The 16,574-nt window shown below is 44.5% G+C and carries 10 protein-coding genes; 9 read left to right on the top strand and 1 reads right to left on the bottom strand.

All coding sequences use genetic code 11. The features are described from left to right. The 5 genes from BLS69_RS07145 to BLS69_RS07125 all read left to right on the top strand — a co-directional run bounded on the left by BLS69_RS07145 (position 1) and on the right by BLS69_RS07125 (position 10,625). Entirely contained in the window at positions 1–858 is an 858-nt protein-coding gene (locus tag BLS69_RS07145; protein WP_091034863.1) for an ABC transporter permease, read from the top strand. Between the two features lie 122 nt (positions 859–980). Beyond that, positions 981–2,486: an extracellular solute-binding protein gene (locus BLS69_RS07140; protein WP_091029816.1), complete on the top strand. Its 1,506-nt coding sequence runs from the start codon at positions 981–983 to the stop codon at positions 2,484–2,486. Between the two features lie 33 nt (positions 2,487–2,519). Beyond that, the gene (locus BLS69_RS07135) at positions 2,520–3,662 is read left to right on the top strand and encodes a glycoside hydrolase family 88/105 protein (RefSeq protein ID WP_091029813.1); all 1,143 of its coding nucleotides are present in this window, start codon (positions 2,520–2,522) and stop codon (positions 3,660–3,662) included. Positions 3,663–3,895: 233 nt separating this feature from the next. Continuing rightward, on the top strand, positions 3,896–8,980 hold the full coding sequence (locus BLS69_RS07130) for a pectinesterase family protein (protein ID WP_256332336.1): 5,085 nt from the start codon (positions 3,896–3,898) through the stop codon (positions 8,978–8,980). Positions 8,981–9,014: 34 nt separating this feature from the next. After that, positions 9,015–10,625 (top strand): glycoside hydrolase family 43 protein, encoded by a 1,611-nt coding sequence (locus tag BLS69_RS07125; protein ID WP_091029808.1) that lies wholly within the window; start codon positions 9,015–9,017, stop codon positions 10,623–10,625. A gap of 243 nt (positions 10,626–10,868) precedes the next feature. Here BLS69_RS07125 and BLS69_RS07120 read toward each other — a convergent pair whose 3' ends face one another. Continuing rightward, positions 10,869–11,933, bottom strand: a complete 1,065-nt coding sequence (locus BLS69_RS07120; protein WP_091029806.1) for a GntR family transcriptional regulator — start codon at positions 11,931–11,933, stop codon at positions 10,869–10,871. Positions 11,934–12,195: 262 nt separating this feature from the next. Between BLS69_RS07120 and BLS69_RS07115 the strand changes: the two genes are divergently transcribed. From BLS69_RS07115 to BLS69_RS07100, 4 genes are all read left to right on the top strand, one after another. Further along, positions 12,196–13,533, top strand: a complete 1,338-nt coding sequence (locus BLS69_RS07115) for an ABC transporter substrate-binding protein (protein WP_091029804.1) — start codon at positions 12,196–12,198, stop codon at positions 13,531–13,533. An 84-nt stretch (positions 13,534–13,617) separates the two neighbouring features. Beyond that, a complete protein-coding gene (locus tag BLS69_RS07110) occupies positions 13,618–14,514 on the top strand; it encodes a carbohydrate ABC transporter permease (RefSeq protein WP_062834705.1) in 897 nt (298 codons plus the stop codon). 31 nt (positions 14,515–14,545) lie between these two features. Further along, positions 14,546–15,364, top strand: coding sequence for a carbohydrate ABC transporter permease (locus BLS69_RS07105; protein ID WP_371129064.1), 819 nt, complete (start codon positions 14,546–14,548; stop codon positions 15,362–15,364). Between the two features lie 28 nt (positions 15,365–15,392). Then, the gene (locus tag BLS69_RS07100) at positions 15,393–16,376 is read left to right on the top strand and encodes a glycoside hydrolase family 43 protein (protein ID WP_091029800.1); all 984 of its coding nucleotides are present in this window, start codon (positions 15,393–15,395) and stop codon (positions 16,374–16,376) included. Positions 16,377–16,574 lie beyond the last annotated feature (198 nt).

Below are 16,574 nucleotides of genomic sequence, written 5' to 3'. Positions count from 1 at the left end.
ATGATTCTTCCCGGTTTTATCTACTTTGTGATCTTCAAGTATTTTCCGATGGGCGGACTTATTATTTCATTTCAGGATTATCAGCCGTATCTAGGGATTAGAGATAGTCCATGGGTGGGCTTCAAACATTTTGTCCGTCTGTTCACGGAACCAACCTTCGCCATGTTACTTAGTAATACATTGATCTTGTTCGCGCTTGAATTAGTGATCTTCTTCCCGATTCCGATCATCCTTGCACTCATGATGAATGAAGTACGACACAGATTATTCCGAAACTCCATTCAAACGATCGTATATATTCCACATTTCATGTCATGGGTGATTATTGTCTCCATTACGTACGTGTTTCTTAGTGTGGATGGGGGCGTCGTCAATGAAATTATAGCTGCATTGGGTGGTAGCAAGATCAGCTTCTTAACCTCTCCAGAATGGCTTCGTCCGATGTACATTTTGCAGATTATATGGAAGGAAGCCGGTTGGTCAACCATCATCTACCTCGCAGCCATTACCGTTGTAGATACCCAGCTGTATGAAGCTGCCGAGATGGACGGTGCGTCTAGATTGCGCAAAATGTGGCACGTAACTTTACCCGCAATTCGCCCGGTCATTATTACATTGTTGATTCTCAAAATCGGAAACACGCTAGAACTTGGCTTTGAACATATGTATCTGCTACTGAATTCGCTTAACCGGGAGGTCGGTGAGATATTTGATACGTATATCTTCACGGCAGGTTTGAAAAATGGACAATTGAGCTTTAGTACAACGGTTGGGTTGTTCAAAGGTCTGGTAGGTTTGGTGCTGGTTATGTTCGCTAATCGTCTCGCCAAAAAATTAGGAGAAGACGGCGTATACTAGCAGCAATCCCGAATGACAACAAGGACGTACTGGTAGAATCTAATCGTTGTTACGCTTCAATAGTTCGTATGGTGTGGGAGCAAGCCGGATTGACGATAAATTGGTGAAAAGGGGATTGAACGATGAAATATAGAACTTCCAAATTGTTAGCGCTTACGTTAAGTGGAGCCTTACTGTTATCTGCCTGTGCGGGAGGAAGTGGGGATTCAGGAACCAATGCTGATGGCAAAACAACGATCAGTTGGTTGAATATTATGCATACCGCTTCACCGCCTACGGATACCGTGCTTAACAAAATTGAAGAGATTACGGATGTGGATATACAGTTTTCCTGGATTCCGGATGCTTCTAAGGAAGAACGACTTAATACTTCACTTGCTTCCGGTTCTCTCGCTGACATCGTATCCTTGACGATTCTGGAGAATTCTTCGGTTCGCAATGCGCTCAAAGCAGGCGTCTTCTGGGAGGTTGGGCCGTATCTCGACGAATTCCCGAACCTGAAAGGCATATCTCAGGATATGCGCAATTCGGCATCCATTGAAGGAAAGTTATACGGTATTCCGATGCAAAAGCAGGTAGCGCGCAATGGTGTTATTTTACGTAAAGACTGGCTCGACAAGGTTGGTTTGCCTGTGCCCAAAACAACGGCAAAACTCATGGAAGTGGCAAAGGCATTTACAGAACAAGATCCCGATGGCAATGGCGTGAAAGACACAACCGGATTCATTGATCGCAGTGATTTGGTGTTTGGTGCTTTTAAGACCCTGGGATCATACTTTGGTACACCAAGTGGTTGGGCGATTAGTGAGGATGGCAAAGTGACACCTGAGTTTGAGTCGGAAGGTTACATTCAGGCGATGGATTATATGAAAGAGTTGTATACCAATGGATACATTAATCAGGATTTTGCAGTAACAGCCAAGAAGGATCAGCAGGAAGGCTTCGCACAGGGCAAGGCAGGGATCTATGTGGGAGCTCTATTTGATAGCAAGGGTCTGTTTAATCTTGCCCAAGGTGTTCAAGATGATATGGAGCTTGTCATGGTCAATGATATTACGTCCACAGGAAATGAAAGTGATCGAGCAATCTGGTCGACATCCAATGGCGTAGGTGGGTTGCTTGCTTTTCCTAAATCGGAGGTTAAGGACGAAGCTGAATTGAAACGTATTCTGAAGTTTATGGATGATCTGATGAGTGAAGAGGTATTTACCTTGATGACATATGGAATCAAAGATGTGCACTATAGCCTCGACGAGAACAATGGTGCCACCATAATTGATACCAAGTTATGGGAGCAAGAGGTACAGCCATTTTCTTCCTCGCGCCCTAACGAGAACGGGTATGCCATTGTGGATGCTGACCCACTACGTATTGAATCGACACGATTAATTGAAGAAAATACAACCTTTGCCGTGCTGAACCCAGTGTATTCGCTGGAATCACCAACGTTCTCAGAACAAGGCTCTGAGTTGCAGAAGATCATCACGGATGCAACATACAAGTATATTCTGGGCAAGATGGATCGGGCGGGTTTCCAGAATGCTATTGATACTTGGAGAAAATCAGGTGGAGACAAAATCATTTCCGAATATGAGGCAGCTCATCAAACCGTTTTAAACAATAAATAAACAGCAAATACGTGCGGAGGAGGAAATCTACAGATGCTTGAAACAAAATCTGCTAAAGATCTATGGGCAGCCAAAACAGCCGCATCCATCATGGAGCGAACCCCTAAGCTGTATGAAGAGAACGGGCATCACGGTAAGTGGTCTTATGATTATGGAGTAGTGCTAAAAGGATTTGAACGGTTATGGCAAGCGACTGGATATGAGCAATATGCACAATACATCCAGGATAATATGGATTATTTTATTCAAGGTGATGGATCGATTCGGGGATACCGGATGGAAGAACATAATATTGATCATTTGAATAACGGCAAGCTGATGTTCGGCCTGTATGACAGGACAGGGAAAATAAAATATAAGCTTGCGGCAGGTCTGTTACGTGAACAATTTGAGACTCACCCGCGCACGTCTGAGGGAGCTTTCTGGCACAAGCAAGTATATCCCTATCAGATCTGGTTGGACGGTCTCTATATGGGTGCGCCGTTCTATCTGGAATACTTGCTTCGTTGGGAGCCCGAAGAGGGCTTGTTGAACGATGTGACTAGACAATTTATACTGTGTGCCCATCATACCCGAGACGATGCTACAGGATTGCTATATCATGCTTGGGATGAACAGCGTAATCAGTCTTGGAGCCATCCGGTAACAGGACAATCACCAAACTTCTGGGGCAGATCTATCGGCTGGTTTGTTATGGCTTTAGTCGATGTCCTGGAGTTATTACCAAGCCATCATCCCGATTATAGCAAGTTGGTTGATATTTTCACAGATACGATGACTGCGCTGCGCACCTATCAGGATACAGCTAGCGGGGTATGGTATCAAGTGGTAAATGAGGGAGATCGCAAAGGAAATTATCTGGAGGCTTCAGCATCCAGCATGATTGTCTACGCCATGGCCAAAGGGATTCGGCTAGGATGGTTACCGCGGGAATGGGAACTGATATTGAATCATGCTTATGCAGGATTAATCTCTGAATTCGTAATGGAGACCAATCAGGGTTGGGTGAATCTCTACAAAAACTGCCAGGTTGCAGGGCTCGGTGGAGATGCAAGGCGTGACGGAAGTTACGCGTATTATATAAGTGAACCGATTATAACGAATGATCAAAAAGGAATGGGAGCTTTCTTGCTCGCATGTACCGAATACGAGTACTTGCTGCATGCCAAAGTTTAACAATCTATGACGAGGCCCGTTGGATAGGAAATCTAGAACGTGATCGCAGAAAGAGTACGGATAGGTTTCAGATTACAACGGGTTTTCGCATCCTTTTACTGATAACGCTTACATTATGTTGTGGAGGTGATGTCAGATCAGAGAAAGGTTTATCGCATGAGCATCTGGCTCTCAGTGAGGTAACATTCTGTACAATTACATGTAAACCGGAGGAGGAAGATTCGTTGAAAAGAATGGTATCATTCGTATTGGTCGTTGCGATGTTATTCAGTTTGCTACCAGGTATGGTTGCTGCAGAAGATGAAGCTACTCCATTATTGCCCGCATTTCCCGGTGCTGAAGGCGGCGGTAAGTACGTGACAGGTGGTAGGGGAGGGTCAGTGTATGAAGTGACCACCCTCGCCGATTCCGGCCCTGGATCCCTTCGAGATGCTGTTAGTCAGAGTGATACCACCGTAGTATTCAGAGTGGGAGGAACGATTCATCTAGAATCCCCTCTGCCGATTACCGGTTCTAATATCACGATTGCTGGACAGACAGCTCCAGGAGAAGGAATCACTGTATCCGATTATTGGACCACATTCCAAGCGGACAACATTATCGTCAGGCATATGCGCTTCCGGCTTGGGGATAAGCACCCTAGTGAGGATGACGTATTTGGTGGACGATACCACAATAACATTATGATCGACCACTCGTCGTTTACCTGGTCTGTTGACGAAGTACTGAGTATGTACGCCAACGAGAATACAACTGTGCAGTGGTCTGTCATCGCTGAGAGCATGCTGATGACTACGCATCAGAAGGGGCGGCATGGATATGCAGGTATCTGGGGAGGGAACAACACCTCCTTCCATCACAACATCATTGCTCATAACGTGAGCCGTAACCCGAGATTTGCAGGGGCTCCTGGTTTTAATACCGAGTCTTACAACAATATTGTCTACAATTGGGGGTTCTTCTCTGCTTATGGCGGTGAGGAGGGCAACTATAACCTGATGAATAACTACTATAAATACGGACCAAATACGTATCGAAATGCCCGGGATCAGATTTTCCTTGATGTTGCACCTGATACACGATTACATGTGAGTGGCAATGTCGTGGACAGTTATCCCGATGTCACAGCGGACAACTGGTTAGGTGTGGGAGAACTTGCGAATCCAGATTCCAAACTACTCGCTCCTGTGCAGATGGCTAATCCCACATCCATGGACGATGCAGAAACAGCCTATGAGCAAGTTCTTGCAAAAGCAGGTGCAAGTCTGCCTAGACGGGACGCCATCGATGCTCGAATTGTAAATGATGTGAAAAACCGCACGGGACAACATATTAATTCACAAAAGGAAGTTGGCGGTTACCTTGAGTTTGAGGAGATGGCTTCAGCTCTGGTTGACTCGGATCATGACGGTACGCCCGACGAATGGGAGATCAGTATGGGACTCGATCCGAATGATCCTGCTGACCGTAACGAGATACATGAATCAGGTTATACCTATCTGGAGACATACCTGAACAGCATTGCTGGCAACGGATCTATGAATCCCACGGTTACCCTTCAGTCACCAGCCAATCATACCGTTCAGACTGAAGGGTCTTCCGTTGAGATCACGGCTTCTGCGTCAGATATAGACGGCAGCATTGCCAAAGTGGAATTTTATCAAAATGATGTGAAACTGGGGGAAGATGATACAGCGCCTTACACGTTTACATGGGAAGATGTGCAGGATGGCACTCATTATCTCACCGTCCGAGCGATTGATGACTCAGGTACTTCAACGCAGTCCAACAATGTCACGGTACATGTTCACAAGCAGAACAGTATTGCCCCTTGGTCATCAACCGATATTGGAGAACCGGGCATTACGGGTCATACCCAATTGGGAGCTAGTGATACTGACGTTACGGTAAAATCAGCTGGAGATATCCATGGAGAGACGGATCATTTCCACTATGCTTACCAAATCTTAGAAGGAAATGGTGAGATTGTAGCTAGAGTTGATCAGGTGACAGCTACCGACGATGGAGCCGAAGCAGGTATCATGATTCGTAAAAGTCTGGATGCGTCATCCCCGTTTATTGCCGCCATGGTCACTTATGTGAAGGGTGGACAACAAGCCGTTAGCCTTGTTCGTGATGGAGCGGGCACCGAAGTTGTGCATCAGGAAAAAGGCAGCATGGTCACACTCCCGTATTGGGTTAAGCTTGTGCGACTTGGGGATCAAGTGACTTCACTTGTATCCAAAGACGGTAACAATTGGTTTGTTATCGATTCACAATCATTCCCAGCAGACGAAACGGTCTACATCGGATTGGCAGCCGATGCTTCCAAACCGGATGATGAAGTTGATAAGCTCAATGCATCTGTTTTCTCCAATGCATCCGTTCAGGAGTTGCCTGCTGATTTCCCGACAGCACCTACTGAACTTGTAGCTGAGCCGGACCTCAAGTCCATTCACTTACATTGGGATGAAGTGCAAAGCGCTGACTCTTATTCAATGTATAGAGCAGATATACCTGGTGGGCCATACACGTTGCAGCAAGAGGGGATTACGACCATCACCTACACAGATCCCAATCTTACTGTAGGTAAAGCCTATTATTATGCAGTGAAGGCTACGAATGATCATGGCACAAGCTTCTATTCCAATGAGGCTAGTGCAGCAGCGGAAGGAGAGCCCGAGACCATCTATTACATGAATGATGACTTTGAGGATACCGAGATCAATACGACACCAGCAAGTTACACTGGACTACCTGACCCACAGACGAACGATCTTAAAGTTGTTGTTAACCAGATCCCCACAGGAACAACAGGAAACGCGTCTACTAAAGCGCTCATGCTATATGACAATGGAGCTGGGATCGCCCAATTCGTAAGATCATTTCCACCACAACGGGGAAGTTTTGTATTTGAGGCTGATATCATGTCTCAAGGCTGGCCTGGCACCTCAACCGTTCTGCAATTGCAAAATGGAACCGGGAGTCGCACGGCACTTTCCATTGAGCTACGCAAACCTTCTGCTCCGGTAGCAGAGGATCAATATACGCTAATATACAAAAAAGACGGCAAAGATCACAAATTAATGAATGCACCGGTCAATAATCAATGGTACAACTTCAAAATCGTTGGCAATGTAGCCTCGCAAAAAGCGGACATATACGTTGATGACGTGCGCGTCGCAGATGATGTCCCGTTCCAGGCCGATGTGACTGCCGATGGTGTTGGACGTTTGTTTGCCAGAACACCAGGCACGGGTAAAGGCACGTTGTTCTATGACAATGTCAAACTTTATGTTGAACAGGTTAGTTCTCCTAAAGGGCTTCGTACCGAACCAGGCAATGGTATGGTGAGATTACATTGGGAGGAAGCGGACGGGGTTTCTACGTACAATGTAAAGCGTAGTATTCAGTCCGCGAACGACTATGAGTTGATTGCTTCTGAGTTAACTGAGACAACTTACATTGACGAAGAGGTCACCAATGGAACGACTTACACATATGTCGTCACGGCCGTTGGTCCATTGGGCGAGAGCCGCAATTCCAACACGTCTTCAGTGACACCCTCGGAGGATGCTGTACGACCAGAAATGCCTGAGAATCTGAAGGCTGTTGCGAGAAACGCACAAGCAGATTTAACGTGGGATGAAGTCGAAGCAGCTAACTACTACACTGTAAAACGCAGTTTGCAGTCGGAAGGCCCGTATACAACTGTGTCGTCTCGTACAGCTGTTCCTACGTTTCGGGATGGGGGACTGGATAATGGAACGACCTACTATTACGTCGTATCTGCGACTGGTATTGGAGGAGAGGGAGCAGATTCTTCCCCGGTTGCTATAACACCAACCATGGCTCTATCTACTCCCCAAGTCACAGTAGACTCTCTTCCCGAATCCGTTTCTATTACATGGGAAGCGATAGAAGGCGCTTCGACTTATGTGATCAAGCGTGCAACGTCCGTGACTGGAACTTATGATGTCATTGCTGATCAGGAATCAGGAACTTCCTATGTGGATACAGGACTCGTGAACGGTAAGCCATATTATTATAAGGTATCCGCAATTGCTCAAGGTACACGAAGCCTTGACTCCGCAGCCGTTGGTACACGGCCAGCAGTGGATGATGGTAGACCTCAGACCCCGTCAGAGATTCGTGCTGAGCCAGGTGAAAGTACAATCACTCTTACTTGGCAAGAAGCCGACGGGGCTAAGGAATATGCAGTGAAACGAAGTGAATCACCCGAAGGGCCATTCGTTACTGTAGCTTCCAATACAAATGATACTTCATTCTCTGATACACAGTTAATCAATGGCACTGCCTATTATTATGTCATTACGGCATTAAATGAAGTTGGCGAGAGTATGTCGTCCGCTCCAATATCTGAAATTCCTGCACCAGTTCTAACCGTGTCACCTGATGGAAGTGCACAATATGAACAGGTTCAGGAAGCTATAGATGCTGTTCCGGACAATAACACGCTTCCTACCATCATACGAATCAAAGACGGGACTTACCGTGAGAAGCTAGACGTACCGTCCACCAAAAAACATCTGCGAATGATTGGAGAGAGCCGGGAGGGCACTGTGCTGATCTTTGGTGATTCTGCCAGCACATTGGATTCATCCGGCAATGCACTCGGTACCTCAGGTAGCTATAGCTTCCGGGTGCAGACAAACGATTTTACGGCTGAGCATCTGACGATACAAAATGATGCTGGCGACAATGCAGGTCAAGCGGTTGCTCTGCTCGCTCGTGGTGATCGTCTGGTATTCCGGGACGTCAGCCTGAAGGGCTGGCAGGACACACTTTATGTGAATGATGGAAGGCAATATTATGTGGACAGTTATATTGAAGGTGATGTCGACTTTATCTTTGGAAATGCAACGGCATTATTTGAGAACAGCGTCATTCACAGTTTAAGCAACGGTTACGTTACTGCAGCATCCACTGCGGAGGAGAAGTCTGGTTATGTATTCCTGAATAGCCGCATTACTGGCGATTCTAGTCTATCTGGAACTATACCTCTTGGCAGACCGTGGAGACCTTATGCCAATGTAGTCTATATCAACAGCTATATGGATAATCACATTAGTGCATCTGGATGGAATAACTGGAGTAACCCGGATAATGAACGTACAGCACGTTTTGCCGAATTTGCCAGTTACGGGCCTGGAGCGAATCCCAAAGCACGTTTTAACTGGACGACTCAGTTGACGACGGAAGAGGCAGAGAAATATTTGCCTGCCCAGCTCTTTGCCGGAGCGGATAATTGGAATCCGGCCGCAGAACTTTCACTCGTGCAAGAGAGCGCTGATTAATAATCCATAACATTTGAATGAAGGAGAACTTGACGTGAAAACATTTCGCAACCCCGTGTTGCCGGGATTCCATCCAGATCCGTCGGCCATTCGTGTAGGAGAAGACTATTATCTCGTTACGTCCAGTTTCGAATACTTTCCCGGCGTACCGTTATTCCACAGTAAAGATCTGGTTCATTGGCAGCAGCTAGGCCATGTTCTTGATCGTGCTTCACAGCTTAATTTGGATGGGATTATGCCTTCTCGGGGCATTTGGGCTCCAACAATTCGGTATCATAACGGCACATTCTATATGATTACTACATTCGTTGATAACGAAAAGAAGGAACATAACTTCTATGTAACCACTACTGATCCGTCAGGTGATTGGTCTGATCCCATCTGGTTGGACGATGCTCCAGGTATTGATCCATCGTTATTTTTCGACGAAGACGGCAGAGCATACTATACGGGAAACCGGATCCCACCTGAAGGTCAGGAATACCCGAAACATATGGATATCTGGCTTCAGGAGATCGATCTGGAGCAGGGTAAGCTAATTGGTGAGAAAGTAAGTATATGGCAGGGTGCACTTAAGGTGGCTCACGCTCAAGAAGGACCGCATATCTATAAGAAGGATGATTGGTATTACTTGTTGATTGCGGAGGGAGGAACTGGCCATACTCATGCCGTGACCATCGCGCGAAGCCGTAATATCACAGGGCCTTATGAAGGGCATCGCTCCAATCCAATTTTGACGCATCGACATCTTGGAAGAGCGTATCCGATTGTTAATGTAGGTCATGCGGAACTGATTGAAACACAACAAGGTGAGTGGTGGTTACTATGTCTTGCATCCAGAACAGCCGGAGGATACTACCGAAACCTGGGTCGGGAAACATTCATGGCACCCGTACAATGGGAACAGGAGTGGCCTGTTGTTAGTCCAGGGGTGGGCAGGTTGGAGCTGGAAACGAGATCACCTAACCTGCCTGAAGTGCGGTGGCCAAGTACGCCGATTCGGGACGATTTCGAAGAGAATTCTCTATCTCCGATATGGAATTTCCTGAGAACGCCGCGCGGAGAATTTTGGAGCGTGACAGAACGACCAGGGCATTTGCGCCTGCGATTGAAACAGGATCAGCTGACGGAACAGAGCAATCCTGCCTTTGTTGGTCGGAGGCAGCAGCACCTGATGTTCAATGCATCCACACACATGGAGTTTAATCCTCAAAATGAGGGTGAAACCGCAGGTCTGACCTTATTTCACAACCAGAATTACCACTTCCGAATGGAGCTGGCATTGGAGCAAGGAAAGCCTGTTATTCGTGTTGTTGAGAGGGAAGCAGGGGTAGATAAACTTCTGATCTCTCATCCATGGAGCGATCGTCATATTCAATTGAAGGTTGTTGGACATGAACAGGAGTACAGCTTTTACTATCGTGCCAATGAGTATGCTTCGTGGGACGTATTATTCGAAAAAGCCGATGGTCGATTGCTTAGTACTGATCGTGCTGGTGGTTTTACTGGAACCTACATCGGTCTGTACGGAAGTAAGCAAGCCAAACCAAATTCAAATGAAGCATTATATCAAGATGGTATCCATCATGATCTTCCATTTGTTGATTTTGATTGGTTCGATTATGATGAATTGCAAAAAAAGTAGAAATTTCAATTAATATATTAAACACAATATGAAAGCGAGCTAGAAGATGTTGGTCTGACAAAGATCGACATCTTTTTTTTATCTCTAATTCAAAGGTCATAGAGATAAACGCCGTAAAAGGATTGAAGTTTAAAAGCAAAATATAGGACTGAAATTAAATCCTCAGATCTCAGTTTAGCGCATTACAACAAACAATAAGACCTGATTTAAACATAAAAGCAAAGAGTTGAGTTTATATTTGTGTCAAGGGAAGATGAGTTCCACGGGGATGACGGCGTTCTTAGGAGAATAAATATCTTCCATCTGTTCACATAACAGCTTTACGGCTGTTCGTGCCATTTCCTGTTCATCCTGCTGCACATAAGCTACGCCTGAAAGATGTGGATTATCGAAAGATAGTAAATCGATATTTGAGTGATCGTTCAGAAGACTGATCGCGGCGGATGTAAGGCGTGCTGTTTCTTCAGTCAAGGAGAAGGCTGCCGAAATTCCACTGTGGTTCTGCAAGAAGTTGCTCACATAGTCCAATGCTTGCTCGCTGCGTAGAATGTCGAGAGGAATGTGACACCACAAGCTCTTGTCAATCGAGATGCCTTGATCTGTGTACGCCTGCTCGAAGCCGAGCGTGCGGTCCTCGACGGCTGTATTGGCATTTTCAGGTGAGATGAGCGCAATCTGCTGATGACTCTTGGATAACAAATGGGATATAGCCTTATACGCACCGCCATAATTGTCGGATGTAATGGTATACGTATCAATGTTGCGCAGATAGCGGTCGATGAACACACACGGGAATTTATCGAGCGACAGACGCAGTAATGATTCGTTGTACTTCTCATCTTCTGTTGGAAAAACGATCAGCCCCTTCACACCGAGCTCCGTTAGTGTACGAATGACGTTTGATTCGATAGAGGAGGACTCGCGCGTGATGCTTAGTACCATGCTGAGGCCGGCTTCTTGCAGGAAGTGTTCCGTGTAGTCAACGAGCTTCTGAATGACACGGGTTCTCATCGTCGGAATGATGAAGCCAATGAGCGGCATGGAGGACGCGCTGCATGGGGATGGCGAGAAATTGATACTAGAAACAACAAGACTAGAAGAGACGAATGAGCCTTTGCCTTGTACGCGTATAATTAATCCTTCGTCAGCTAGTAGGGTTAGGGCGTTCCTGACGGTAATTTTACTTACTCTGAATTCGTCCATTAGTTCTTGCTCAGAAGGAATGCGATCCGTTGGCCGAAGTTGCCCTGATTTAATTTTCTGTATAATGTTTTCTCGAATTTGTTTGTAGAGCGCCAGCTTTTTCAAAGAGTAGCATCTCCCCATAAACTTTATGATTTTATAATCAATTGGTTATATAAAGCTTATTTCATCTATATTATAATACGGCATGTAAAGCGCTTACAATACGGAATTTGAGAAATTGTTGCGAAGGGGTCTTTTCTTTGAAAGGTTAGAATTATGTTAAGGATGGTGGTGCCAAGGTGTATTGAAACCGCTTAAATTAACAGAACTAACTAGTCAACCGACTTTTCAAATGCATAACAAAAAAAGAGAGGATGACGAACAAATGAAAAAACGCAGTGCTTTAATCTCCATCGTTACACTCCTTATTATGTCACTTGTTTTTACTGCATGTGGTACTCCTTCCGGTTCAAAAACGGAAACGCAGCAATTAGGCGCTAATGCCGGTGAGAATGCAACAGAATTATCATTTTGGACATTCGTAGATTTGCACGGCAAGCATTTGGATAAAATGCTGGGATTATGGAACCAACAGAACCCAGACAAACAGATTAAGTTGAATGTAACGGTTATGCCTTACGATGATATGCACAACAAGCTCTTATTGGCAGTTACAAGCGGAAAAGGTGCTCCTGATATCGCGGATATTGAGCTTGGTCAATTTCCTAAATTCTTGGAAGGTGACAACGTTCCACTGGAATCTTTGAATGATGTATTTGCACCATACAAAGACGTTGTTGTTCCTTCACGTGTCGAGATTTATTCCAAAGCCGAACAGGTTTATGGATTCGATTATCACGTAGGTGCGACGCTTGCTTTCTACAATACTGAAATTCTCGAGCAAGCAGGTGTTGACTACAAGACAATTAAAACGTGGGAAGATTACAAACAAGCAGGTATCAAGGTTTATGAAAAGACTGGCAAGTACTTAGGTACTGCTGATACATCAGCTACGTGGCAAGCATCGCTGCTACTAGCTCAGCAAAACGCTGATTTTACAGATGAAAATGGTAATCCAAAAGTTAACTCGCCTGAAATGATTAAAGCGTATGAAATGTTAGTTGATCTGCAGAAGAACAATGTTATTCATACGATCCCTGGCGGACAACCCGACACAGAAGAAGCAAAAGGCGAATACAACAAAGGCAACTACGCAAGTGCATTGATGCCTGAATGGTACATGTCCCGCTTTGTAAACGAAATGAAAGACCTTAAAGGTAAGTATGCAATAGCTCCATTGCCTGTATTTGAAGAAGGTAATCCTCGTTCTGTTGGCTTAGGCGGTACTGGCACAGTTGTTACTAAGAATGGTAAAGACGTTCAGTTGGCAAAAGAATTTGTAGCCTTTGCTAAGCTTTCGAAAGAAGCTACTACTGAAATCTGGAATACACTTGGATTTGACCCAATTAACATGGAAGTATGGAAAGATGATGCAGTTACGAAAAACCCTGATAATGAATACGTCCAATACTTTAAAACAAATGCATTTGATACTTTGAATGAAATCAAGGACGAAATTAGAGCGATTAAGTCCGTTAAAGCCTCACCAACCATCGGCAATATATTCAATACGGTAACTTTGAATGCTATCTTTGAAGATGGCCAAGACGTGAAGGAAGCTTTGGATGAAGCACAAGCAGCAATTGAACAAGAATTGAAATAAATATAATAAGTAAATGATTTGGTTAAACCTGTCGGCAGGTATAGTAGTCGGCAGGTTTAACCTTAGTCAAGGGAGATTGAGAATATGATAAAGAAATTTGTATACTCTCAAAAAGTTGCGCCTTATGTTTTTGTATTGCCATTTATACTTATATTTTTGATATTCTGGTTTTTTCCACTTGTAAATTCATTCGTAATGAGCTTTCAAGATAGAATGTTAGGACAGGATCCTAAATGGATTGGTGAAGCGAATTATTCGAAATTACTTACTGATAAAGTGTTTTTGACATCTATTAAAAATAGCGTTGTGTACATGTTAGGAACCTTAGTGCTGTTAATTCCTTTTCCAATGTTATTCGCCGTTATGATCAACAGTAAGTTAATGAAGGGAAGAGAATTTTTCAAATCTTCGTTCTTTCTCCCTGCACTGACTTCTGTCGCAGTTGCGGGTACCATTTTCCGCCTTACATTCGGTGAAATGGAAGGTTCATTAATGAATAGTTTCCTAGGTCTATTTGGTATAGAGCCTATTAAATTTTTGAAAGACGGAAATTGGAGTATGGCAGCACTGTTAATCCTCGCATGTTGGAGATGGACAGGTGTTAATATGCTTTACTATCTATCCGGTTTAAAAAGCATTGACAATGAGTATTATGAGGCTGCTTCAATTGACGGGGCATCTGCTTGGCAGAAGTTTAGAACGATCACAATGCCATTATTGAAGCCGACCACGGTATATGTTACGACAATTAGTGTTTATGCAGGTTTAGCCATGTTTACCGAGAGCCTGATGATGTTTAACGGTAACAATTCACCCAAAAATATTGGCTTAACCATTGTTGGATACCTGTATAGACAAGGGATTGAGCAGAATAAGCTGGGTTACGCAGCTGCAGTTGGAATCGTTCTGTTAGTCATTGCTATGGTTATCAATTTAACGCAGTTGAAATTTAGTGGAATGTTCAAAAAGGAGGAGGATTAAAGTGGGCAGAAGTCAGACGAGGAGTGATTTCATCTCTAGAATAGTAATTATTTGTTTATTCATTATACTATTCGTTATAATTATGATCCCATTCTACGCAGTGGCCCTATCTTCCTTTAAACCCGGTGAATCATTAGTTAGATATGGTCTTAACCTAAGTTTGGATTTTGAAATCATGAGTTTTGATAATTTCATCTATCTGTTTACTGGACAACATGATTATTTTGTGTGGTTTTGGAACAGTATGATTTTAACAATCGTTCAAGTGGTTTTAACACTTTTTGTAAGCGCATTTGTTGCTTATGGTTTTGCAGCATATGATTTTAAAGGTAAGAACTTCCTCTTTATATGTGTTTTGCTCATTATGATGGTGCCTTTCGAAATACTGCTGGTTCCTTTGTACAGCCTAATTAATGATTTGGGAATGGTGAATAGCTATTCGGCAATCATTCTGCCCGGTATAGCCAATGCCGCGACGATATTTTTCTTCAGGCAGTATCTACGAAGCATACCCAAAGAGATTATTCAATCTGGGCGGGTTGATGGCGCAAACGAGTATGCGATTTATTTCAGACTAATTATGCCGATTATGAAGCCATCCTTTGCAGCAATGGCCATTCTGAATGGTATGAATAGCTGGAATAATCTATTGTGGCCATTCATGGTGCTCGGAGATCAGAGTAAATATACACTTCCAATCGGTTTAAAAACGTTGTTAACTCCTTATGGCAATAACTATGACCTATTGATTGTGGGCTCCTTCTTCTCCATCATTCCAATTTTCATACTATTTATTGCTTTCCAGAAATATTTCATAGACGGTATGACTGCAGGCGCTGTCAAAGGGTAGTGTATATTATGATGAAACAGGTGATAAGATGGAAATTCAACAACGAGCTTCACACGTCATTCAACCATTAATTGAGCAGAGAGCTGATCCTTTTATTTACCGACATTCGGACGGTTATTATTACTTCGTAGCATCCGTTCCGGAGTATGATCGGATTGAAATCCGTAGAGCCCAGAACCTTGAGGGGCTTGTTACATCAACTCCTGTAGTGATCTGGAGAAAGCGCGAGACTGGTATCCTTAGTGCCAATATTTGGGCACCCGAACTGCATTTTATTGATGACAAATGGTACGTGTATTTCGCTGCCGCACACACGACGGAAACGAATGAAGGCTTGTTCGACCATCGGATGTACGTGCTAGAGAATGAAAATGCCAATCCGCTCGAAGGCAGTTGGACGGAAAGAGGGCAGGTTCGTACCGAATGGGAAAGCTTCGCCCTCGATGCCACTACCTTTGAGCATAATGGCAGCCGTTATTACGTATGGGCACAAAAGGATCCGAATATCGAAGGTAATTCTAATCTGTATATATCCAAAATGAGCAATCCATGGACGCTGACTGGACCGCAAACGATGATTTCGCTGCCGGAATATGACTGGGAAATCATTGGTTATAAAGTGAACGAAGGCGCGGCATTTCTTCGCAAGGGTAATCGGGTATTCCTCTCTTACTCGGCTAGCGCCACCGATTTCAATTATTGCATGGGCCTGCTTGAAGCCGATGCGGATGCTGATTTGCTCGATGCCACCTCATGGCGCAAGTCGCAAACAGCGGTTCTCTCGACAGATGAGAGCATCTCAATGTATGGTCCCGGTCATAATTCCTTCACGGTGTCAGAGGTCGACGAAAAGACGCTATTTGTGTTCCACGCAAGAACGTACAAGAACATTATAGGAGATCCGCTGTACGATCCGAATCGCCATACATTTGTGACGGAGCTTTTGTGGACGGCTGACGGCAAACCCGATTTCCGCGGCTCTGTTGCAGCACTTGCACGTTCTGTACAGTGAACGAGTGTCCCAGCAAGGTTGGTTGATGGATTTAAGTTCGTTTATCCAACTTGCCAAAGAGAGAGAGTTAGAACATCGAAGGCACCTTACTGGGTGCCTTCGACTTCGTTCAATACATAATACGTCGAACCGTAATACAATTAGTGGTAAGTTGCCTTAAAACTTGCCGCTCCAGTTATCCCGGAAAATCATATCAAA

This window comes from Paenibacillus sp. CF095 (genome assembly GCF_900101225.1).
GTDB lineage: Bacteria > Bacillota > Bacilli > Paenibacillales > Paenibacillaceae > Paenibacillus.
This window is presented reverse-complemented; position numbering and strand designations above follow the sequence as displayed.